The 20,744-nt window shown below is 58.0% G+C and carries 23 protein-coding genes and 1 tRNA gene; 17 read left to right on the top strand and 7 right to left on the bottom strand.

Going from position 1 to position 20,744, the window contains the following annotated elements:
- Positions 1-72: 72 nt before the first annotated feature.
- The gene (locus tag AC07OV_RS00960; RefSeq protein WP_176997318.1) at positions 73-297 is read left to right on the top strand and encodes a DUF2790 domain-containing protein; all 225 of its coding nucleotides are present in this window, start codon (positions 73-75) and stop codon (positions 295-297) included.
- Between the two features lie 50 nt (positions 298-347).
- On the opposite strand, the gene AC07OV_RS00955 is transcribed toward AC07OV_RS00960, so the two are convergent.
- Entirely contained in the window at positions 348-758 is a 411-nt protein-coding gene (locus AC07OV_RS00955; RefSeq protein ID WP_494996140.1) for a hypothetical protein, read from the bottom strand.
- Positions 759-943: 185 nt separating this feature from the next.
- Between AC07OV_RS00955 and AC07OV_RS00950 the strand changes: the two genes are divergently transcribed.
- Positions 944-1,019 (top strand) — tRNA-Thr (locus AC07OV_RS00950).
- A 146-nt stretch (positions 1,020-1,165) separates the two neighbouring features.
- Here the strand turns inward: AC07OV_RS00950 and AC07OV_RS00945 are convergent.
- On the bottom strand, positions 1,166-2,326 hold the full coding sequence (locus AC07OV_RS00945) for a phage integrase (RefSeq protein ID WP_495091295.1): 1,161 nt from the start codon (positions 2,324-2,326) through the stop codon (positions 1,166-1,168).
- Between the two features lie 2 nt (positions 2,327-2,328).
- Positions 2,329-2,565: a helix-turn-helix domain-containing protein gene (locus AC07OV_RS00940; protein WP_093513510.1), complete on the bottom strand. Its 237-nt coding sequence runs from the start codon at positions 2,563-2,565 to the stop codon at positions 2,329-2,331.
- Positions 2,566-2,664: 99 nt separating this feature from the next.
- Between AC07OV_RS00940 and AC07OV_RS00935 the strand changes: the two genes are divergently transcribed.
- The 6 genes from AC07OV_RS00935 (at position 2,665) to AC07OV_RS00910 (ending at position 8,206) form a co-directional block, all read left to right on the top strand.
- The gene (locus tag AC07OV_RS00935) at positions 2,665-2,898 is read left to right on the top strand and encodes a hypothetical protein (protein ID WP_495091294.1); all 234 of its coding nucleotides are present in this window, start codon (positions 2,665-2,667) and stop codon (positions 2,896-2,898) included.
- Entirely contained in the window at positions 2,898-5,579 is a 2,682-nt protein-coding gene (locus AC07OV_RS00930; protein WP_495091293.1) for a toprim domain-containing protein, read from the top strand. Before AC07OV_RS00935 ends, AC07OV_RS00930 begins: the two co-directional genes overlap by 1 nt.
- A gap of 748 nt (positions 5,580-6,327) precedes the next feature.
- On the top strand, positions 6,328-6,963 hold the full coding sequence (locus AC07OV_RS00925) for a DUF7673 family protein (protein WP_495091292.1): 636 nt from the start codon (positions 6,328-6,330) through the stop codon (positions 6,961-6,963).
- Positions 6,960-7,211: a hypothetical protein gene (locus AC07OV_RS00920; RefSeq protein WP_495091291.1), complete on the top strand. Its 252-nt coding sequence runs from the start codon at positions 6,960-6,962 to the stop codon at positions 7,209-7,211. Before AC07OV_RS00925 ends, AC07OV_RS00920 begins: the two co-directional genes overlap by 4 nt.
- 123 nt (positions 7,212-7,334) lie before the next feature.
- Positions 7,335-7,643, top strand: coding sequence for a hypothetical protein (locus AC07OV_RS00915; protein ID WP_495091290.1), 309 nt, complete (start codon positions 7,335-7,337; stop codon positions 7,641-7,643).
- Positions 7,644-7,990: 347 nt separating this feature from the next.
- Entirely contained in the window at positions 7,991-8,206 is a 216-nt protein-coding gene (locus tag AC07OV_RS00910; RefSeq protein WP_495091289.1) for a hypothetical protein, read from the top strand.
- On the opposite strand, the gene AC07OV_RS00905 is transcribed toward AC07OV_RS00910, so the two are convergent.
- A complete protein-coding gene (locus tag AC07OV_RS00905; RefSeq protein ID WP_495091288.1) occupies positions 8,179-8,439 on the bottom strand; it encodes an ogr/Delta-like zinc finger family protein in 261 nt (86 codons plus the stop codon). The two genes, AC07OV_RS00910 and AC07OV_RS00905, sit on opposite strands and share 28 nt — an antisense overlap.
- A 76-nt stretch (positions 8,440-8,515) precedes the next feature.
- Positions 8,516-11,023 (bottom strand): AlbA family DNA-binding domain-containing protein, encoded by a 2,508-nt coding sequence (locus AC07OV_RS00900; protein ID WP_495091287.1) that lies wholly within the window; start codon positions 11,021-11,023, stop codon positions 8,516-8,518.
- Between the two features lie 526 nt (positions 11,024-11,549).
- Between AC07OV_RS00900 and AC07OV_RS00895 the strand changes: the two genes are divergently transcribed.
- Together AC07OV_RS00895 and AC07OV_RS00890 are read left to right on the top strand one after the other, a co-directional pair.
- A complete protein-coding gene (locus AC07OV_RS00895) occupies positions 11,550-11,840 on the top strand; it encodes a DUF3077 domain-containing protein (protein WP_495091286.1) in 291 nt (96 codons plus the stop codon).
- Between the two features lie 112 nt (positions 11,841-11,952).
- Positions 11,953-12,696 (top strand): hypothetical protein, encoded by a 744-nt coding sequence (locus AC07OV_RS00890; protein WP_495091285.1) that lies wholly within the window; start codon positions 11,953-11,955, stop codon positions 12,694-12,696.
- Between the two features lie 33 nt (positions 12,697-12,729).
- On the opposite strand, the gene AC07OV_RS00885 is transcribed toward AC07OV_RS00890, so the two are convergent.
- Both AC07OV_RS00885 and AC07OV_RS00880 read right to left on the bottom strand, forming a co-directional pair.
- A complete protein-coding gene (locus tag AC07OV_RS00885) occupies positions 12,730-13,575 on the bottom strand; it encodes a phage portal protein (protein ID WP_495091321.1) in 846 nt (281 codons plus the stop codon).
- Complete coding sequence (locus AC07OV_RS00880; RefSeq protein WP_495091284.1) at positions 13,487-15,463, bottom strand: terminase large subunit domain-containing protein; 1,977 nt, start codon at positions 15,461-15,463, stop codon at positions 13,487-13,489. The genes AC07OV_RS00885 and AC07OV_RS00880 overlap by 89 nt, the downstream gene beginning before the upstream one ends.
- 162 nt (positions 15,464-15,625) lie before the next feature.
- Between AC07OV_RS00880 and AC07OV_RS00875 the strand changes: the two genes are divergently transcribed.
- The 7 genes from AC07OV_RS00875 to AC07OV_RS00845 all read left to right on the top strand — a co-directional run bounded on the left by AC07OV_RS00875 (position 15,626) and on the right by AC07OV_RS00845 (position 20,741).
- Positions 15,626-16,429, top strand: coding sequence for a GPO family capsid scaffolding protein (locus AC07OV_RS00875; RefSeq protein ID WP_495091283.1), 804 nt, complete (start codon positions 15,626-15,628; stop codon positions 16,427-16,429).
- The gene (locus AC07OV_RS00870; RefSeq protein WP_495091320.1) at positions 16,426-17,478 is read left to right on the top strand and encodes a phage major capsid protein, P2 family; all 1,053 of its coding nucleotides are present in this window, start codon (positions 16,426-16,428) and stop codon (positions 17,476-17,478) included. The genes AC07OV_RS00875 and AC07OV_RS00870 overlap by 4 nt, the downstream gene beginning before the upstream one ends.
- Complete coding sequence (gene gpM / locus AC07OV_RS00865) at positions 17,475-18,161, top strand: phage terminase small subunit (RefSeq protein ID WP_495091282.1); 687 nt, start codon at positions 17,475-17,477, stop codon at positions 18,159-18,161. Before AC07OV_RS00870 ends, gpM begins: the two co-directional genes overlap by 4 nt.
- A gap of 93 nt (positions 18,162-18,254) precedes the next feature.
- A complete protein-coding gene (locus AC07OV_RS00860) occupies positions 18,255-18,716 on the top strand; it encodes a head completion/stabilization protein (RefSeq protein WP_495091281.1) in 462 nt (153 codons plus the stop codon).
- Positions 18,716-19,171, top strand: a complete 456-nt coding sequence (locus AC07OV_RS00855; protein WP_495091280.1) for a phage tail protein — start codon at positions 18,716-18,718, stop codon at positions 19,169-19,171. Before AC07OV_RS00860 ends, AC07OV_RS00855 begins: the two co-directional genes overlap by 1 nt.
- On the top strand, positions 19,152-19,613 hold the full coding sequence (locus AC07OV_RS00850; RefSeq protein ID WP_495091279.1) for a phage virion morphogenesis protein: 462 nt from the start codon (positions 19,152-19,154) through the stop codon (positions 19,611-19,613). Before AC07OV_RS00855 ends, AC07OV_RS00850 begins: the two co-directional genes overlap by 20 nt.
- Positions 19,614-19,625: 12 nt before the next feature.
- Entirely contained in the window at positions 19,626-20,741 is a 1,116-nt protein-coding gene (locus tag AC07OV_RS00845) for a DUF2586 domain-containing protein (RefSeq protein WP_495091278.1), read from the top strand.
- Positions 20,742-20,744 lie beyond the last annotated feature (3 nt).

The following is a 20,744-nucleotide window of genomic DNA, read 5'->3' as shown; positions in this document are numbered from 1 at the left end:
CCGGACACAGGCCAGATACCTCCCAGGCGTTCAATAAGCCCACACCCTTATTGAACCCGGAGGATACCCACCATGAACTGGAACACCTTGATCGCCGTCAGCCTGCTGGCTTTTGCCGTAAACGCACACGCCGACATGAAGCCAAAGCCCGATATACAGCGCGTACTGTCCACCACCGAAACCGTGGGCACAGGTTGCGGTGTGGTGGATGCACGCATGACCTACCTGGACTCGAAAGGCCAGACCCAGGTACTGGCCTACAAGAAATTTGCGGATAACTGCGGGGATGGAAACTGAGAAGCGCGCCAACCGGGCACAGCGGTGCCCGGTTTTAGCGCGAAGGTGAGTCAGCCGCGAATGCGGTGTTCGGTAAACGCATAGTCTTCCTGGCAGTCCCCACTCGGGCTCGCCGACACACTCACGTAATGCACCGTGTCCGGGTCCACCAGCTTATAGGTGTACAGATCCGGCGTGCGCACACCGTCGGTGCGTAACTCATTCTTGCCATTGGCCGCCGACCAACTGCCCTGCTCGGTCTGGATCACCTGGGTCTGCTGCGCATCGCGGAAGAAGGTGATGGTGAAACGTCCGTCGGAACGCAGGTTGTTGGTCCACGAGAGGAACTGGCATTTGTCCGTTTGCGTGCGCAGGCCTTTCCATGTGCCCACCAGGGCGGGGTCGTTGGCAGGCTTATTAGAGGAGCACGCGCTGAGGGCGGCGGTTAGCAGGAGGAGAGACAAGCATAGCGTCCGTTTCACGTGAGGCTTCCTTTTGATTTGGATGGGTTGCGCGCTGGCGCTGAAGGCTCTGAGGCGCGGTAGGCATCCTAACCTTGCCTGTAGGAAAAAGGAGCGCGAGGGAGAAAAGCGTGGGTTTTGTAAAAATAGTCAGAATTCAGGGGTTTACAGAAGCTTGCCAATCGCTATAATCGTCGCCCTAACACGCCGGTATAGCTCAGTTGGTAGAGCAACTGACTTGTAATCAGTAGGTCCCGGGTTCGACTCCTGGTGCCGGCACCATATCTCGAAGCCCCGCAATGCGGGGCTTTGTGGTTTCTGGGGTTTGGAAAACGCGAGAAATTTTGGGCGTCGTTTTGGCCGAAATGCCCAAAAAGTGCCCACACTTAAAACTTGCGGCCTGCTTGCCTCAGACCCGATCTCGACATTTACGATGCGGCTGCCAACTCCGACAGCGCTACGCCGTCAACCTCAGGCTCACCTACCGACTCGCTAAAGTGATCAGCATCAGCGCCGACCGGCGAACGCTTCGACACTGCACACGCGCCCTGCTTGGCAGCCTGAACAGCGGCCAACGGATTCAGCCTCACCACCTCAGCCAAATGCCCAGGACTGAAATGCGCGTACTTCATCGTCATCGCCAGCGAGGCATGACCCAGCACCCGCTGCAGCGTGAGGATGTCCCCCCCATTCATCATGTAATGACTCGCGAAGGTATGCCGCAGCACATGGGTTAACTGACCCGCAGGAAGCTCCAACTTCACCGCCTCAACCGCTTCGCCAAACTTCTTGTAGCAATCCCCAAACGGCAACGCCGCCTTGATCTGCTTTTGCAGTTTTTCGGAAATCGGCACGGTGCGACTCTTCGATGACTTAGTGCGGACAAAGTGAATTCGCCCCCCTTTCACCTGCCGGCTGGTTAGCCCCTCGGCCTCAGACCACCGAGCCCCCGTCGCCAGGCAGATCCTGGCAACCACCCCAGCAGCCACAGAGCGATTATCCAAATTCGCCAACAACGGAAAAATCTGCTCAGTCTCCAGGTACGCCATTTCCGTTTCATCGAATTTCAGGGCCCGCACCTTATCGACAGGATTCCCCCCCTCCCACTCGCCCAGCCGATGCAACTCATTGAACACTGCCCGCAAATAGGCCAGTTCATGATTCAGCGTGTTGGCGCCCACCGGCTTTGCTTCCTCGCCCTTTTTACGGCCACTGCCGATCGTCTCCCGGGCAAACTTCCCGGCCAGGCGCTCGGCACGGTAGGTGCTGAAATGGGCAGTATTGAATTCACAGGCAAGTGGATCGCCCATTCGCTCGGCCATGCTTTCCAGCGCTCGCCTGCGCTCCTCACCCCGCTTGAGCGTTTGGCCATGAAGGTCAAACCAAAGAGTGACCAACGTCGATAAACGCCGCTCATCACGCTTTTTCTTCTTCTGGAACTCCCCAGTCGCTCCTTGCCCCATGACCGTATTTTCATACGCCATCGCTTCGTTCTTGGTGCGAAATACCTTCCTGACCCTCGCCCCCTCACGTCCCAATGGCCTAATGTCGACCTTGTATCGCCCGTCCTCGAGCTTCTGGATCGCCATACCTACACCGCACTAACTTGCCCACACTCCACAGCAGTGTGACCAGTCATCAACCAAAGGGTGTACTTGGTGAACCGCGGATTCGAAAGCACCTTACACAGCACCCCGTACCCCATCTCAAACAGATCGGTTTCATACTTTTTGTAACTGCTGATGCTGATGTCCACCAGCGTGCAGAACTCCTGCTGCGTCAAACCTTCCAGCCGTCGAATGGCTTTGAGCTTCACTGACAAATCCATTGCTCCCCTCCTCTTGACAGGTTCCTATTTAGGAACCATGATTGAGTTCCTATATAGGTACTTTATTTCCCCTATATTTGCGAGTGGGAGGTTAACAGAATGCAAATAAACATCGACACGCCATACGTAACAGTCGGCGAATACGCGCGACGTTCAGGACAATCCGACACGGCTATCAGAAAAGAGATCGAGCAAGGTCACTACCTGATCCGGCCCAAAAAACCGGGTTCCAAATCGGCAGTGCTGATCAACATGGTCCACATCGCCATCGAAGCCGCTGAACAAGCGCAGCGCGTCCTGCCCCACATCATCAAAAAGAACGGAGCGCGCTAATGGCCCTCCGCAAACAACTCAACCAAAAAGCCTACGACGACCTCTACCTAAAAGAAGTCGTCGACGCCCTCAAACAAGACCGCGACCTCAACTTCCAAACCACCGACGCCAAATACCTGCAAAAAGGTGCCTGCCCCAAATGCGGCGAACGTACCCTCTACATCGCCCTCGCCCAGCCCTACCAGCTCAAATGCAACCGCCTCAACAACTGCCAGTACGAGGAAAAAACCCGCGAGCGCTACCGCCACCTCTTCGAAAACCTCAGCCAGCGCTTCCCCAAAACCGAGGCCAACCCCCACGCCACGGCCGACGCCTACCTGCAGCGCAACCGCGGGTTCGACATCAATCAAATGAAGGGGTGGTACACGCAAGGCCGGCGCAAACTCAAAAACGAACAATGGGCAGACACCGTCCGCTTCCCCCTTTGCAACGGCCACTGGGAGCGCCTGATCGACGCCACCGCCGTTACCGCCAACGACGGCGTAAAAGCCGGCATCAAAAAGGGAATGACCTACCTGGGCAACGGCTGGCTGCCTCCAGGCATGGCCATCAACAAAAGCGACCGCATCTACATCGTCGAAGGCATCTTCCACGCCATCGCGCTGCACCTGGCGGGCTACAAAGCCATCGCCTCCATCTCGGCCAACAACTTCCCCTGGGACTTGGTGGAGGCCAACAAAGGCAAATCCATCACCTGGGTCATCGCCCTGGACGACGACCCGGCCGGGCACATCATGACCACCAAATACCTGCGCCAACTGCGCGAGCAAAACGAAATCGCCTGGGTCGCCCTCGCCGGCACCCGCGACTGGGACGACGTCTACCGCGACGGCCAACTCGACGCCGCCTTCATGGCCGAGGCCGAATACCAAGGCCGCCTGTTCACCGCCGACAGCACCGGCAAACTCGCCTACCTGCTCTACTTGCGCCGCCCGAAAGGCTTCTACCTGATGGAGTTCCGCAACCGCCTCTACTCCGCCAAGGTGGCCCAGCGCGACCTGCACGACGACCTGGGTGAAGACAAAGTCGAAGGCAACCGCGAGACCTTCGCCAAGCACGTGAAAATTCGGCAGGTCGCCAACTGCATCCCCAACCTGGAATACCTGGAAAAGGACATCATCACCAACGAGCAGCGCTACTTCTTCGACTTCCGCTTCCCCGACAAAACCCGCAGTTGCAAAGCGCCGCTGGCCCCCAACGCCATCGCCGACCCCAGGAGCTTCGCCCGCTCACTGCTGGAGCAAACCCCCGGGGGCAACTTCGAAGGCGGCGAGCCCGTGCTGGCCAGCCTGCGCGACAAATGGCTCAACGACGAACACCGCCCGGTGCGTACCGTGCGCAGCCTGCCCTTCGTGGGATATGACGAAACCACCGGCCTCTATTGCTACCCCACCTTCGGTTTTCATCAAGGCAAAGAACTGCCGGTGAACGACCACGGCTTCATCGACATCGCCGGCAACGGCATCAAGACCTCCCTGGGCAACTTCAAGATCGAGCGCGGCCAAGACTTCGACCCTGAATGGTTCGAGGACTTCCTGGCCGTCAACGGGCTTAACGGCCTGGCGCTATTGTCGTGGTGGACGGCCACCTACTTCATCCAGCAGATCGGCGAGCAGCAAGTGTCGTTTCCCTTCCTGGAGTTCACCGGCAAACCGGGGGCAGGCAAATCGTCGCTGCTGCGCTTCCTGTGGCGGCTCACCGGCCGCGAGAACTTCGAAGGCATCCAGCCCGGCGGCGCCGGGGCCAGCCTGGTCGGCCTGGCGCGCAGCTTCGGGGAAGTCAGCAACCTCCCTGTGATTCTGATCGAATCCGACAAAGAACAAACCGACAGCCAGGGCCGCAAAATCGTCGTGCAATTCAACTGGGACGAATTCAAGAGGCTGTTCGACTATCACGCCACGCTGCGCGTCACCGGCGTCAAAAGCACCGGCAACGAGACCCGCGCCACCCACTTCCGGGGCGCCATCGGCATCTCGCAAAACCAAAGCGTCGAAGGCTCCCGCGCCATCCTCTCGCGTATCGTCGAACTGCACGCCACCAAGGACCACCACTCGCTGGCCCTCAAGCCCCGCGCCGATCGCCTCAAAAACATGAAGGCCAAGGCACTGGGCGGCTACCTGCGCCGCTGCCTGGCCTGCGAACAACAGTGGCTTGCCCACTACTTCGAAGCATTCCCCCACTGCGAACAACGCCTGCAAAGCGTGGCAACCATCAATGAGGCGCGCATCGTGTTGTGCCACGCCCAAATCCTGGCCGCCGCCCACGCCACCCAGGCCCTGTTCCCTGCCTGGACCGACGCCGACACCGAACACCTGGCCAAGCACCTGGAACAACGCGCCATCGCCCGCCAGCGCCGACTCGGCAGCGAGAACGCCGACGCCGCAGCCTTCTGGCAGATCTACCACTACCTCAACGAACGCGTGGTCACCATCACCGACAGCGACGGCACTCGCGAAGAAAAACACCAAACCCTCAACCACTCCAACGAACGCGGCGTCGTGGCCATCAACATCGAGCACTTCCAAGAGGCTTGTCGCAAAGCCGGCCAGGAAGTCCTCACCCGCGCCCAACTGCAACGCGCCCTGCCGCAAAGCACCACCTACACCTTCGTCGAGACCCGCAAGGCCTACTCCAAACTCGAACGTCGCACCATCAACTGCTGGATCTTCAAGACCCCCTAGCCACACCTGAATACCTGGGCGTTTACGCCCATGGCGAAGCCTTGCCTGCGATTTGACCAAGGCCCTGCGAGCGGACGATTTGGCGTCTGGAATGTTTGAACTATTGAGGTATTTCTAAATGAATACAGTCACTTACAAAAATGACTCACTGGAATGTCACTGGAAGACTGCGCACTACCTTTCCTTCCACCCATATTCCGTTCACGACCACACTGGGCAAAACCGCCACACGCCTTTAACCATAAGGCCTACAGCCTATTTCCCCGATGCCCATAGTTCAGCGCATTCCATTCGCACCGAACTACTTTTTCGGCCACTCGCCCCCAGCAAAACCAAGGCCTCCCGCCCCGTAAACCCGGCAGTAGTTCAAACATTCCACCCACACCCAACCCACGCGCAGAAATCCCTGTGCGAGCCATCCCCTGCCCACTAAAAAGGGAGTTTCACCATGCCGTTACATGTCTTCACCGGCCCCCAGGCATCCGGCAAAACCCACCGCCTACGCGCCCGCCAAGCCGAGCTGAAAGCCGAAGGCATCGACGCCGCAATCATCATCGGCAACGCCTGCACCACCCCCCTACCTGATCGACCGCATACAACAGCAAGCCAGCACCGGCGCCGGCGCCCGCCACTTTCTGGCCGACGACTGCACCCGCGAACAGATCAAGGCCGTGCAGAAACTCGACCTGCCCGAGCACTTCACCCTCTACCTGGTTCGCCAGGCTTAACCCCCCACAAGGAGCAACACATGAACGACTCACTCATCAACGCACTCGCCCAGGTCTGGGCCTACCAACGCCGCCGACCGGCCATCATCCGCAGCGGCACCCAGGCGTTGAATCGGCTGATCCCCATCGCCCTCAGCCGCACCCCCGCGGGTAACACCGTCGGCCACTTTCTGCTGGGTCTGTACGACGGCGCGACTTTCCGCTTCAACCTCAAACACCTACACGACCTAGGGCTCAGCGAGTTTGAAGACTGCCTGCGCGTGCTGGAAATGGACTACATGCCGGAAGTGGAAGTGCACCAACGCATCGACCAAGGCGAATCCGTGTGGAAGGAGCTGATGGAGGTCTGGCGTACCCAGCCCCAGGAATACGTGGGCCGCAGAGCGGCGAATCAGCGCAATGCAGCGCTGTGCCCGCAACGTTCCAGGGAGATCAAAACCGAAGGCATCCGGGCTTTCGACAACCTGATCCACGTCGTCGAAGCCAGCACCGGCCAAAGCCTCATCGCGGGCTTGTTCTTGATGAGCCTGATTCATCCCCACCACTACCGGCTCAACCTCACCGACCTGCGCGGCCTGGACCTCAAACTTTTTGAAGACTGCCTTAGCCTGCTGCGCATGGACTACTTCACCAACGCAGAGGGCCGCACGCCATGATCCTGCACTACAGCGCGAACGGCCTGATGGGCCGCGTCTACCTGCCCAACTGGTACCGCGAAAAAGGCACCCCGGAAGAAATGGCCGAGTTCGCAACCCTCGACCACTGGCGCGCCCACCCCGACAGCCGACCGACCTTCGTTACCGTCGTGCACCTGCACAACGTCGAGGGCCACGACCTGGGTTTATTTGAGGTGCGCTGCCAATGGCGGTCCGTGTATACGGCCACTGCCTTACAGCAAGCCTGAAAAGACGGTGCCGAGGAGTTCGCACCTCCCCGACACCTGCCACCACAACAAGGAGCCACATCATGCAAGCACAGCACCTGCGCAGCAGCGGGCACAAGGCTACCACGGCCCGAGGACACCACCATGGATAAGCGCCGCATCGCGCACTTCCCCACCCAGCAACGCACCGGCACCCGCTGCCTGCGCATCGATGGCGAGCTGGTATTCGTGCCAGAAGACCAACTCAAACAAGCCCGCCAGCAACTGGGCCTGCGCTCTGACGCCTACCTGCTGGGCGCCACCCGGTTGTTGGAGTTCAACGGCGGTTACGGTGTGGTCCGTATCCCATTGCCCGGTAAACAAGTGGTCGTCGCGTTCGAAGGGTCAGACGGCCAGCGCGTCTATGGCGTCGTCACCCTCGACGCCTTGAGCTTCCACCTCAGCGCCCCCTGAAGCACACGCCTGGGAGAAACAGGGGCGCTTCGGCGCCCTTGTTTTTGTAAACGAATGAAACAGCGCCAGAACTCGGCGACCGCTGGGCACCAAGTTATCCAGTGCACCACGGCTCGCTGAAACTCCCGAACTAGAGCCATCGACATGCACAAATTCGATTCAAAACTTTTCAGCAGAACACAGCTGGGTTCATCCACAACAGAGGCAAAAGCGCTGATATTGGAACGGTTTTTCGTAGGACGGTTGGGGATATTACCTACTTACAAATGCAGGGAAAACGCCCACTGGCGGGGAAAAATCCGGCGCTTAAACTACCGGCCAACTACACCGAAAAAGGAGAAATCGTTGTGTTGAATGCCCCCGTCTGCATCATGAAAATGCGCGACCAATTTGAGGAATGCGGCGACAGCTTCGCTCTGGTGGTTGCCCTGCTCACCGCCGACCTGCAACTGACCCAACGCGCCAGACTCGCCCTGATCGACTACGGCGTGGCCCAGCTCAGCTGTTTTGAACAAGCCGAAGCAATGTTGCGCAGCTACGTGGAGGAGACCACGCCGAGTTGATCAAACAGGTCGCGCTGCTGGACCTTGGACAAACTGCGCAGGCGGTCGAACAGCAAACGGTCGACCGCCTGGGCGGAGGGGCTCAGGGTGTGGGAGAAGGTCAGGTTGGCGACCCAGGTATGGCCGCAGTGGGGGGAGCTGCATTGGCAGTAGAGGCGGGCGAACTCAATGGAGAGTTCGTCACGGGAGGCAATTTTCCCCTTTCCACCACATACCTTGCAATATACTCGCATGCGCCCCCCGCCGGACATAATTAAACAGCATTTGATAATTATACGGGCTGATATAAATACCTTGCACTACCTACTGTTAGACCGCAGCCGTTTTAATGCGTTTCTTTATTATGTCTAGCCTTGCCCGTAATCTATCAGACCGACGAAGGTCCATAGCCGGCTCCACATCCTCTACCCAGTCTACCGCAAGACCCAACCCGCGTCCTTTAGGAAGGAGCAAAGCTTCCTCAATAGCGTCCACTACCCGACTCAAGCAAACTTCTCTTTTATCACCCGCATCCACAGCAAATTTTGCGGCCTTAAAACGGTCTAAATATGTGAAGCTTTCGCCCTTAGCCTGATGAATGTTCCAAAGGAGATCATGAACATCTTGTGCTATAGGAGCAATGGTAGCTCTCGCAGCTGAAGGACAGCTTCGTAAAACTCCTTTCAAACGTTTAGCGGCCGCAAAGAGATCAGTAACTGAATCACGGTACTCCCTTCTCGTCTCTCTCTCACCACCTCGTTTAGCATGCGCGATCGCTACACATTTATGCCAAATCCAGTCTTTCGTCGAAAAAAATGTACGCCCCTTGACGCCTACATCCACAGCAGCATTTGAATTTCCGAAATCCACTTCAAACTGTATCCACTTCAGAAACAGTTGGGGCTCTCTTTTACCTAAATCGTAGGAGCGCTGAAAAGCATAACGCACTTTCACTATATCATTCGGATTAACCTCAGCAAGACAGCGAGCACATACCATCCATAGGTCTGGACTGTTGCCGTTATCTTTCAAGGCAGCCTGTACAGTATTAAGGGCTCCTTCAGAATCCCCGCCACTAAGCTGAGCCATTGCTTGCTGAATTGCGCTTGCAACGTGCTTATTACGACCTCGGCTTGCGCCATCCTCTTTACTCTCTATGCGGAGGTTACCAGCTCTCCGATTTATCTCGCTATATCCCTGAATGTCAGACTTCAATTCATCTAGAAGTCTACGCAAACTTGAAGAAACCCCAAACCGATTTTGGTCACCAATTTGTTTAGTTTGTAGTAAAAATAATCTATCGAGCTCTACGATTGCGCCTTCAACTTCTGAAGTCTCACACTCGGTCATGTTTTTAATTTCAGCTATTGAGACCGTCTCAAACATAGAAATCGAATATAGAATTCGCTTAGAATTCCAGCTCAACTGCTCAAATTCTCGACGGAATGATGCAGCCCTAACTGCCTCACCATCCTTACCCTTCCAGCGCCCAATAGCGTCACCAAATGAGACCCCAACTTTCAATAGCCGAAAAATCGATTCTGTAAAAAGGGGAGAACCTTCAGTGTCGCGATGTAAAGTTTTTCGCTCAGAGTTATTCAGCGTCCGCTTATAAGCACCTTCGAGATAATCTACATAAGTCGCAAATTCATCAGCCAACATACCTTTAATTTCTGTAGTAGAAGAAAGAGGCGCCAAATAATTCTTTCGCGTGGTGAACAAAAACCTAGACTTAGAGTTCCCTAAAGCCATTCCAAGCTCAATTGCTTTACGCTGATCATCTGGAGGCAAAGAGTCTAAATCATCCACCACTATTAAAGATGGGGTTACTATTAGGCCTTCCGACAGAATGCGAATTTTGGAGTTATGATCAATACCATCCCATTCATCATCGGGTACAGAAAAATGAAAAGAGATCGCATCAAGTAGCGTCTCATATGAAGAATAAGCTTCGCCCGACTGCCTGGAATCCCGCTTATAGGGTAAAACTACTGGCTTGTTGATCGCTGGAGAGAACTGCTCAAGCTTGGCGCTTAGCCAAACTACTTGCTCCAAACCAAGGGGGGTCTCAGAACATACATTTTCACAAAAGCTGTAAGCAGCAGATGTTTTTCCGACGCCGCCGGGGCCAGCTAAAACACGATATCGGGACATGGGATCTGCCAACCATGACCATAAGGCCTCTTTTGTTGACTCCCTACCGATAAATTTCTGAAAGATAGCACTACGATCTGGTAAATTATTCGTAGTATAAGCTATATATATCCTCTTCAATTCAAACTGCATCGAAGGATGCTGCCGAGCACTCATTAAAAACCGAAGATCACCCGAGTCACGTATAAGCTGTGAGTTATCTAACGTCCTGAAAAAAATATTACCAGGACGAAACAACGGTTTTCTATCTGTCAAATCCGGACCATTTTTTGATATTGCCAGAGGAACATCAGCATCTGGTCGCTGAGGAATTAACACTACTAAAACAGACCTATCACCAACTGTAAATTTAGTAATAGCAATAGAAATATCTATTCCCGAGTAATTTCTCAAAGCTTGACTACACTGCTGCAAATTTAAATCTTCGCAACCTTGTATTTCACCACCATCAGCAACGCCTACTATTAGATAACCACCATAACTATTATAAAATGAAATGACATCCCTGACAAACTCAGCAAGCTCAAGCTTACTTGATCCTACAGTTAGTTTGTAATCCCATAATTCAGACTCTGCGTCAATCAGACGAGTGTCGTCGATCTTCAGGCTTGCCAACACATCCTCACCAGTGCTGCCACGCTGAATCGCACCAATGATTTTTGTCTTAAGGTGTCCGATGTCCATTACGAATTTTCTCCTAGGCGCCAAGTGGCAATATGCCATATTTCATCGCTAGTGGCATATTTCCCTGATCACATCGTTGATCGCACCTACATAGGAGACAGGCTTGTCCCGACTAGCGTAAGAAAGCCCCAGGGAACAGGAGGTGAAAAGTGCGCGCCTGCATGTCCCACCGCTTAACAGCGAGTTTGCAACTGGAAAATTACCCAGTTAATCTTTCCGCGTCGCTGCTCACCAGCGACCGGGCGTGGAATCCCGAGAAAGAAGACGCTACAGCGTCGTCAAACAATCAGAAGGCGTTTTTTTGTGCCCGATTTTTGTGCTTTTTGGCGGCTGTACGTGGGAGGCCTTGTGCCTGCCGAGTCGCTTCTTCTCGGATTCCAACCTGCGTACAGCTGCCACCCTCACGCTTGGAATCGTGAACGGCAGCTCTTTTGGGTAGTACCAAGGAGCAAGCTATGTCGTACGGAAAAAACTCGATTCAAACCGCAATGCCCGCTCAGAACCTTCCGCAATCCGGAGGTCAGCAATGAGCACCCCATCCTCAGCAACCACCATTGGCGTCCAAACCTTCGCAGACTGCGGCGAGGGCAAACACCATTTGAAGCTGTTCCGTGTAAATGCCGGGGTTCCACTGCGTGAAGCCCTTGAATACGCCGCGCACGTCCTCGACTGCGCCACCACCCTCTCGCTTGAAGTAGCCATGGACCCCAGAAACGCGAGGCTCGCGTTTGCCGCGCATTATCTGTGTGAAATGGGCAAAGCGGTTCTCGATGACCTGCACTTGGCTATTCAGCCTGGCGGGCCACATCCGCAGTAAGTGGTTCGCGCCCGGTGCACTGCATCGGGCGCCTACGAGTTGGAATGGCCCGATGCCATCGCGCAGTCAGAGCTGCTAGCATCTCTTCAATCTTTGGGGTGTGGTGTTGGCGATGGATGATGAAGGCGATTTTAAAAAGGCGCGTGGCTTTCTGCTGACGTACTCCGCACTGGTGCTAGCGCTGTGGTACTTCGGCGCAGATCTGACGCAGTTCAAACTGATGGGCAATGAGGTGCAGCTCCGTCAACATACCAACAGCGCCTGGCTGGTGCTTGCAGTAGTGAACATTTACTTCTGGATTCGGTGCTACCAACGAGTACCACGTTTTGGCTTGTACTTCGATGAGCCGATGAACGAGATCTACGACGAGGCGCTCGTTTGGGCCGCTAGAAAGTTAAAGCGTCGAGCCCTTGGCAGGATCGTGAAAGAGCATTTCTTAGCAAACCACGACCCTACGTTGGAAATGCAAATCAGCTCTCTTAGTGTTGAAGCCACTGCACGTCGTGACGTCCAAGCAGATCAGAGTAAAAATCCCGAAGAGGCATGTGAGCTGCACCAAATAACCCATTCAGCCCGAACGGCTGTGACCCTGTATGCGTCATACGCAATTTATAAGGAGGGGAACTGGAAGCAATTTGCAGGTTACGGCCGCCTCGCTTATACACCAAGCGGATTACTCACTTGGCCGCTGAAAGTGTTCGTCATAGCTCGTGGCGCTTTCGTCACCCCATGGTTTACTGACCATATAGCTCCTTTAGCTATTGGTGGGTTTAGCACCGCCCTTGCACTTTGGAAGTGGTGTGACGTGAATTTCTTCGCCACAAAACTCTCTCATGCCGCACTTCTCTGCATTTGAGCATTCACCAACATTACAGAGTACCCGCAATCTTTAGTTCTCTTCCCAACCCACTCGCCGATCCCTACGCAACCGCCCATTCACCTGCAAAAACAACTGCCTGATCGGTCGTATCTCGTTATTCATGTACACCCGATCAATCTTCTCCACATCCCCAAACCCTGCGGCATTCTCGGGCATGCACCCCGCCAGCGCGGGGTTCATCCGCCACGCCGCAATCACGTCGTTGCGCGTGATGTTCTTGATCCGCTCAAACTCATCCTTGGTCGCGATATCCCCCACAGGGATGATCTGAATCGCCTTATCCCCGCCCCCCGGAATATTCACAAACAACGACCGAAAATTCCCCACACCCTTGCTCGCCCCAATCTGCGCCTGCATGCGTTCTTCATCCGCCTCCGACAGGTTCGGGTCGTTGGTGTAGAAGATGAACCCTGCATGCGCCCCGTTGTTGTAGTAGCGGCGCCGAAACAACGTGGCCGACTCGTTGAGCAGCAGCGCATGCATCCCGCCCAGATAATCCGGTACGCCGTAGATGTTCTGTTCCACGTCGTAGTCCATCACGTGTTCCACTTGGTCCTCGTGAAAGTCGATCTGCTTGCCACCGGGTAACAGCATCACAAACCCGCCACCGACCTTCCTGCGCATGTTCAACGCCGGCAGGTGTTCCAGTTCCAGCACTTGCCCCAGCACGTTGGTTTTACGCTGAAAGTACCCCTCGCCAAACACCATAAAATCCAGCGCAGCGCGCCCCATGGTCTGCGCGCTGCAACCGGCCGAGGGGATGAAGTCACGCAGTAGCAGGTTGCGTTTGAAGCGCGGGATGGTGCCGTGGTGGGCGTTGGCGCGTAGCAGTTTGGCCAGGCCGGTGCGGGACACGGGCGGGGTGTAGAGCTGACCGTCGTCGCTGGCGAACACGCCCATGTATTCGCCCAGGTGGCCGGTCAGTACCGACTCGGGCGCGCCGAAGCTGAATGTTTTTACCTTGCGGGGGATGGCCGGTGGCGCGTGATCGTTCATGGCTGCCTTCGAGGGTGGACCAGCGGCTGCGCCGCTTCTTGTGGACGTTGAGGGGTTCGTGGGTCAGGGCATGCATCACCGCCCAGGCGATATCGGCGTGGCCGGTGGCGTCAGTGCGTGAGGCGCTGTAGGTGATCTGGCCGCTGGTGGTGGCGCCGCGTTTGATGGTCAGGAAGGCGGCGGCAATGTCGTTCCAGCTGGCGTCCCATTCGATGCGACGGCCCTGGATGGTGTCCTGGGCTTTGAGTACCAACGTGTTCTTGGTTTCCAGGCTGTAATGGATCGGCGTGGCACGCGGGAAGAAGTCCCGCACCAGATCGAACACGCCGTAACCGACGCCTGTGATGTCGATACCGATGTGCTGCACATTGAAGCGCTCACACAGTTTTTTGACCTGGCCGGCCTGGTAGGTAAACGAGTGGCCGCGCCAGGAATGCTTCTCCAGGATGCGGAATTTGCCACCCAGTTCCAGCGGCGGCGACACCACCACGCAGGTGGCGTCGTCGCGGGTGCGGCTGGGGTCGTAGCCGATCCACACCGGAGCGTTGCCAAAGGGGCGCTCGGCTTTGGGGGTGAAGTCTTTCCATAGGGTCAGGTCCGAGTAGCAGCGCTCCAGATCCGCCAGGTTGAACGCGCTCTGGCTACTGTCGATGAATTGGCACAGGTAGAGCTGCTCGAACACCTCATCGGAGTTCTCCAGGCGCAGTTGTTCCAGGTCGAACAAGTCGCAGCCGCCTGCGATGGCGTCATGGATGTTGATGATCTTGCGCCACTGCCCGTCCGGGCACAGCGCGCCCTGGCGTAGTTCGGGCTCGCTGGGGAACGGTAGGCTGGCCTTCTTGTGCTTGCCGCGCCGGAAGGTGTCACCGGTCCAGAACGGGTAGGCCTGGTGGCTGACGGCGCTCGGCGTGGAGAAGAACGTCTTGCGCCATTTCTTGTGGGTGGCCATCGCCCCGGCCAGGCTACTCAGCTTGTCGAAGTCACGAATCCAGAAGTATTCGTCGATGTACACATGGCCGTGCGGGCCCTGGGCGGTGCTGCTGTTCGTGCTCAAGAAACGCAGCTCGGCGCCATTGCTCAGGATAATCGGGTTGCCGGTCAGCTCAAGACCGAACCAATCTTTCGCGAAGCCAACGATATAGCCCCGGAACAGCTCGGACTGCGCCCGGCTGGCCGACAGGAACATCTGGTTATCGCCGGTCAGCACCGCGTCCATAAACGCTTCGCCGGCAAAGTAGTAGGTCAGCCCAGACTGGCGGCACTTGAGGATGTTGCGTATGCGGCGGGTTAGCGGGTTCTGTTTGGCGGCGAACAGTTCTCTCTGGTAGCCGAAGAGCTTGCTGGTGAACTTCTCCACGAAGTCGACTTCGGTCAATGCAGAGATGTCGTTCTTCAACGTCTTGGTTTTGCGCTTGGGTCGCTCGCCGTGGTCCTGCTTTGGCGCCACTGGCGCAGCGGGTTTGCCACACTGTTTCAGCAGCCGCTCACGCAACGTGGTCAGCCGATCCAGCTCATCCAGATCCGCCTTGGTCAGCGTGCCCGGTCGTTCCAGTATCAAGGTGATGCGCCGGCTCACCGCCGTCAGCGGTTCCTCGTCCGTCAGCAGCTCGTCCCAGCTGCCTTTGGCGATCCAGTAATAAACAATCCGAACGTTGGCCAACTTGAGTTCGGCCTGAATTTCACGCGGTTTACAGCGGCGCAGATAGAGGCGTTTGGCCGCATCTTTGACTTCATTCGAGTAAGGCATACACCGCAGTCTATGCAGGCAAAACCCGCTAAACCCGCGCCTAAAATCCTCAGCATTCCTACCCGCTCGATATAGGAATTACCCGCAGTCTAACCGTTTGTTCGGGCGATTCCGGCTGCCTATCGTGACGCTCATCGCCACTGCAACCGAGCGTTCAACCCCATGCCCCGCACCCTTGTTTCTGACTGGAAACGTGTCGCCACCAGTGGCAAAACCGCCGACGGTCGCACCATCGATCCCCAGGACCTGCGCGACATGGCCAACACCTACGACCCGGCCGTGTACACCGCCGTGATCTGGTTCGAACACATCCGCTACATGGGCAATTTCGGCAGCGTGGTGGAAGTGAAAACCGAAGACGTGGACGGCGGCAAAGTCGCGTTGTTCGCCAAACTCGCCCCCAATGACCGGCTGCTGCAGCTCAACAAAGAAGCGCAAAAGCTGTTCACCAGCATCGAGATCCAGCCCGAGTTCGCTGACACCGGCAAGCCTTACCTGCGTGGCCTGGCGATCACTGACGACCCGGCCAGCCTGGGCACCCAGCCCCTGCACTTTTCCCGCCGTGCCGACACCGGCAACTACTTCGCCTCTGTGGAGCCGCTGGGCGAACTGCTGCCGCCAGACCTGGGCGAAGAAACGGCCCTCAACTTTGTCACCCGCTTGTTCAACCAGTTAAGCGGCAAACACACCCCTAAACCCGAGACGCCTCCCATGGACCCAAAAACCGCCGAAGCCTTCGCCGCCGCCGTGGACAAACTCGACAGCCTGGCCGCTCGCCTGGAACAACGGGCACCGGCCCCGGTTGAAGCATCCAAACCCGAAGTGACCAGCGCCGACTTCAACAGCCTGAAAGCCTCGTTGGAAAAACTCCACGACACCTTCAACACCGCGCTCAATCACGCCAACGGCAAAACCATTCCGAGCACCACCGGCCCTGTCACCGAAGAACTGGAGCCCGTCTACTGATGAGCCAGCTCAGCCCCATCGCACGCCAGCGCTACCACGCGCTGCAAGTTCGCATCGCGCAGACCTATGGCGTCGACACGGCCCGCGAAGAGTTCAACGTCGAACCCAGCCTGGCGCAAACCCTTAACGATCAAATCACCCTGACCTCGGCGTTTTTGCAGCGCATCAACGTCATCGGCGTGAACGAGATCAAGGGCGAGAAGGTGATGATGGGCGTCAACGGCACCGTCACCGGGCGCACCGACACCGACAAAAAAGACCGCGAGCCGCGCAATGTGCTGGGCCTCGACGGTGAAGGCTACGAGCTGTACGACACCCACAGCGACGTGACCCTTAAGTTCTCCACCATCGACGCCTGGGCCAAGTTCAAAGACTTCGCCCAACGCTACACGGCTGCCGTGCGCCGGCAGATCGCCCTGGATCGCATCATGGTCGGCTGGCACGGGGTCAAGGCGGCTGCCGACACCGACCGCGAAGCCTTCCCACTGCTGCAAGACGTGAACAAGGGCTGGTTGCAAATCGTACGCGAACAAGCCGCCCAACAGATCCTGGTGGAAGGTGCGACCAAGGGCAAAATCCAGATCGGCATGGGCGGCGATTACGCCAACCTCGACAGTCTGGTGCACGACGTGTCGCTGATGATCGATGAAGAGTTCCGCGACGGCGACGACCTGGTGGCGATCATCGGCCGCGACCTGCTGGCCCACGACAAGGGCAAGCTGTACGCCAAGCACGGCCACACCCCCAGCGAAAAAACCAAGGTCGAGATGGCCCAGGTGATCGACACCTACGGCGGCCTGCCCTCCTACACCTGCCCGCACTTTCCAGCCAAGGGTGTGGTGGTGACTTCGTTCGACAACCTGTCGATCTACTTTCAGGACAGCTCCTGGCGCCGTTACCTGATCGAAAACCCCAAGCGCTCCCGCGCGGAGGACTACAACAGCCGTAACGAGGGCTACGTGGTCGAGCAGTTGGGCAAGTTCGCGGGCATCGAGGCAGGCAATGTGGAATTTGTCGAGCCGCCGCCGCCCGGGGAGCCAGAAGAATGAGTCTGGCCCTCAAGCACAAACAGCGCGTGCTGGAGCAAGGCCCGGCCGCCAGCGTCGAGGTGTACACCCCGACCACCGCCCTGGCCGGCCCTGCCAACGCCCAGAAACACCTGGCGCTGATGACCACCGCCCTGGCCGAAGACTGCGCACGCCTCTCCGACCTGAACAACCTGGGCGAACGCCAGCGACTCAAGCGCGACGAGCTGTTGCCCAAATACCTGGACTACGTACAGCGCTACCGCGACTCCGGCCTCAACCACCCTAACCCGGTGCTGATGCAGGTGATGGTGTGGCTGTTCGACACCGAGCAATTCGAAGCGGGCCTGGAGCTGGCCGACTTCGCCATGCGCCAAGGCCAGGTAATGCCCGAGCGTTTCCGACGCGACATCCCCACCTTTGTTGCCGACGCGATGATCGACTGGGCCGAAGCCGAACACGAAGCCAAGCGCAGCCCCGAGCCTTACCTGTCGCAATTGCTGCCCCGAGTGGACGGTGAATGGCAGCTGTTCGAACGCATTCCAGCGCGCTACCACAAGTTGCTGGGCATCTTGGCGATGGACCAGAAGCAATGGGCCCAGGCCATCGCGCACTTCGAACGGGCCACTGCGTTGTACCCCGGCATTGGCGTGAAGACTCGCTTTGAGGACGCCACCAAAGCACTGCGCCGACAAGACGCCACCTGAACCGACTTACCCCCCCAGCGGGGGCCTGCCGAGGCCATGGTTTTGTACCAATGACCACAAGCAGCCACCCCCGCGTTTATTCGAGCGACGCCCATGAGCTTTTCCGGTCGACCCACCACCCTGATCGAACAGCCGATCGCCAACGACGGCTTTTGGCCCGACCTGGACGTGGCCGAATTTCAGCGCGGCTATCGACTGCCCGCCGAATACCTGCTGGAGCTGCTGGTAGACGGCATCGCCCTGGCCATGGGCGAAGTGAACCACGACCTGGCCCGGCGTAAAGCGCAGTGGCAGAACAATGGAGTCACTCACGTCGCCAGCGCCGACCCGATGATCCTGCCGGAACGCACCTTCATGGCCGCCAGCTACAAACGCGCCGTGTACTGCCGCGCCAAGGCCTACCTGCTCAGCCAGTTTGTCACCGTGGTGCGCCGCGAGTCGGCCGAGAACCTGGCCAAGGAAGCCCCGGAAACCGCCGAGCGCTTTCTGAGTTTCAGCCAGCAAGCCGTGCGGCTGATCCAGGGCCGCAGCCGTGTCACCGCGGAGCTGATCTGATGGACAAGCTGCGCGCCCTCACCCGTGACCTGGTGGACCGATTCCTTGTGCCGTCCGAGCAGTTCGACAGTTGGGCCGAACAGGTCACCCTCAGCCTGACCTGGAAACCTACCGAACAGGGTTTGCACCTGGGCGACATGCGCTACCGCGCCGTCATCGTGATCGCCCGCTTTGCCGACAGCCCAGCACGGCTGATGGCGTTGCTCGGTTCATGGCTGGAAACCCATGACCCTCATCGCGAAGACGATCAACTGGCCGCGCCGGTAATTGAGATTGATCAGCTCACGCCGGATGTCGCGGACGTCGAGATGCAACTGGACTTTATAGAACCGCTGCACCTGGCCGAAGCCGCCGACGGCGAGATCCACGCCTTCAACAAACGCTGGGCGTTTGTGCCCTATGACCTATGGATCGCCGAGCAAGGAGCCGTCAGCCATGACCGCACCGACGCTTAGTTTTGACATTCGCGGGCTGATCGAAGCCGAACAGCGCTTGCAGTTGCTGGCCCTGCCGGCCGGGAAACGTCGGCGCCTGTTGAACAACGCGAGCAAGCGCCTGCGCACGCGCAACACCCGGCGTATCGGCACCCAGCGCAATCTGGATGGATCGCCCTTCGCCCCGCGCAAACAAAAGAGCCGCCGCAAGATGCTGCGCCGCCTCAGCACACGCCTGCAGGTGACCAAGCTGTCGCCCGACGCCGCCACTCTCGGTTGGCGCCAGCGGCGCAACGAACGCATCGCCCGCGAACACCAGCTGGGGCTAACCACCACGGTGATCAGCAAACGCCGCAGTTGGAAGATCGATATGCCCGCCCGCGACACCCTCGGCGCCGACCCGCAGGACATCCGCGAGATCGTGCGCACCGTGCTGCAGCAAACCCTTCAATCGCCCACGTAACGAGGCCGCCCCATGGCTCAAGGTCAAGTCAGCGTTAACAATCTCAACTTGGGCCAAGGCCCTGTCACTGCGATTGAACGCCACTTTCTGTTTATCGGCCCGGCGACCAAGAACGTCGGTAAGCTGCTGGCACTGAACACCCAAAGCGACCTGGACACTGAGCTGGGCGTGGCCGCCAGCGACCTGAAAACCCAGATCACCGCCGCCCGAAACAACGGCGGCGACCGCTGGGCCTGTGCCGCCGCGCCGCTGGCTGCCGATGGCGACTGGAAGGACGCGCTGGATCTGGCCCAAAGCGCGGGCATCTCGGTAGAAGCCGTCGTCATCACCAAACCGGTAGCCGCCAGCGCCGATATCGACGCCATGCACACCGCCGCTATGAACCTGATCAGCCGCTACGGCCGCCGCGTATTCGTGCTGGCTGCGAGTGCCGGCATCACGCCCGCGCTGGATTGGTCGACCTACCGCGACGAACAACGCGCCCTCCTGCGTGATGTAGCCGCGCCGCGTGTTGTGGTGGTACCGCAACTGCACGGCAATGACCTGGGCGTGCTGGCTGGCCGCCTGGCGAATGCCGCCGTGAGCATCGCCGACAGCCCTATGCGTGTCGCCACCGGCGCGCTTGTCGGCCTGGGCGCCACGCCGGTGGATAAAGACGGCGAGCCGCTGACCACTGCCACGTTGGCCGAGTTGGACAAAATGCGCTTGTCGGTCCCGCAGAGTTACCCCGACTACCCCGGCATGTTCTGGGGAGACGCCAACCTGCTGGACGCCCCGGGCAGCGACTTCGCCGAGGTGGAAAACCTGCGCATCGTCGACAAGGCGGCGCGTCGTGTGAGGATCCTGCTGATCCAGATGGTCGCCGATCGCAAGGTCAACAGCACGCCCAACAGCATGGCCTACACCCGCCTGCGCTTGATGCGCCCACTGCGAGAGATGTCCCGCGCCGTGACCTTTGCCGGCCAACTGTTCCCCGGCGATATCCAGCCGCCCAAAGACGGCGACATCGCCCTGGTGTGGAAGAACCGCACCACCATCGAGGCCTACCTACGCATCCGCCCTTACAACTGCCCCAAGGACCTCACGGCGAACATCGCCCTGGACCTGTCCCTGGACGACGAGGAATAACCC

It is taken from the genome of Pseudomonas sp. GW821-FHT09A09, from assembly GCF_059418405.1.
Note: the sequence above shows the minus strand (reverse complement) of the source record. Positions and strands in the feature narration are given on the sequence as shown.

Bases quoted from the DNA above. Each gene is read 5' to 3' on its own strand.
- AC07OV_RS00960 (WP_176997318.1), top strand. From the start codon at position 73: ATGAACTGGAACACCTTGATCGCCGTCAGCCTGCTGGCTTTTGCCGTA.
- AC07OV_RS00945 (WP_495091295.1), bottom strand. From the start codon at position 2,326: ATGGCGATCCAGAAGCTCGAGGACGGGCGATACAAGGTCGACATTAGG.
- AC07OV_RS00940 (WP_093513510.1), bottom strand. From the start codon at position 2,565: ATGGATTTGTCAGTGAAGCTCAAAGCCATTCGACGGCTGGAAGGTTTG.
- AC07OV_RS00935 (WP_495091294.1), top strand. From the start codon at position 2,665: ATGCAAATAAACATCGACACGCCATACGTAACAGTCGGCGAATACGCG.
- AC07OV_RS00930 (WP_495091293.1), top strand. From the start codon at position 2,898: ATGGCCCTCCGCAAACAACTCAACCAAAAAGCCTACGACGACCTCTAC.
- AC07OV_RS00925 (WP_495091292.1), top strand. From the start codon at position 6,328: ATGAACGACTCACTCATCAACGCACTCGCCCAGGTCTGGGCCTACCAA.
- AC07OV_RS00920 (WP_495091291.1), top strand. From the start codon at position 6,960: ATGATCCTGCACTACAGCGCGAACGGCCTGATGGGCCGCGTCTACCTG.
- AC07OV_RS00915 (WP_495091290.1), top strand. From the start codon at position 7,335: ATGGATAAGCGCCGCATCGCGCACTTCCCCACCCAGCAACGCACCGGC.
- AC07OV_RS00905 (WP_495091288.1), bottom strand. From the start codon at position 8,439: ATGCGAGTATATTGCAAGGTATGTGGTGGAAAGGGGAAAATTGCCTCC.
- AC07OV_RS00900 (WP_495091287.1), bottom strand. From the start codon at position 11,023: ATGGACATCGGACACCTTAAGACAAAAATCATTGGTGCGATTCAGCGT.
- AC07OV_RS00895 (WP_495091286.1), top strand. From the start codon at position 11,550: ATGAGCACCCCATCCTCAGCAACCACCATTGGCGTCCAAACCTTCGCA.
- AC07OV_RS00890 (WP_495091285.1), top strand. From the start codon at position 11,953: ATGGATGATGAAGGCGATTTTAAAAAGGCGCGTGGCTTTCTGCTGACG.
- AC07OV_RS00880 (WP_495091284.1), bottom strand. From the start codon at position 15,463: ATGCCTTACTCGAATGAAGTCAAAGATGCGGCCAAACGCCTCTATCTG.
- AC07OV_RS00875 (WP_495091283.1), top strand. From the start codon at position 15,626: ATGCCCCGCACCCTTGTTTCTGACTGGAAACGTGTCGCCACCAGTGGC.
- gpM (WP_495091282.1), top strand. From the start codon at position 17,475: ATGAGTCTGGCCCTCAAGCACAAACAGCGCGTGCTGGAGCAAGGCCCG.
- AC07OV_RS00860 (WP_495091281.1), top strand. From the start codon at position 18,255: ATGAGCTTTTCCGGTCGACCCACCACCCTGATCGAACAGCCGATCGCC.
- AC07OV_RS00855 (WP_495091280.1), top strand. From the start codon at position 18,716: ATGGACAAGCTGCGCGCCCTCACCCGTGACCTGGTGGACCGATTCCTT.
- AC07OV_RS00850 (WP_495091279.1), top strand. From the start codon at position 19,152: ATGACCGCACCGACGCTTAGTTTTGACATTCGCGGGCTGATCGAAGCC.
- AC07OV_RS00845 (WP_495091278.1), top strand. From the start codon at position 19,626: ATGGCTCAAGGTCAAGTCAGCGTTAACAATCTCAACTTGGGCCAAGGC.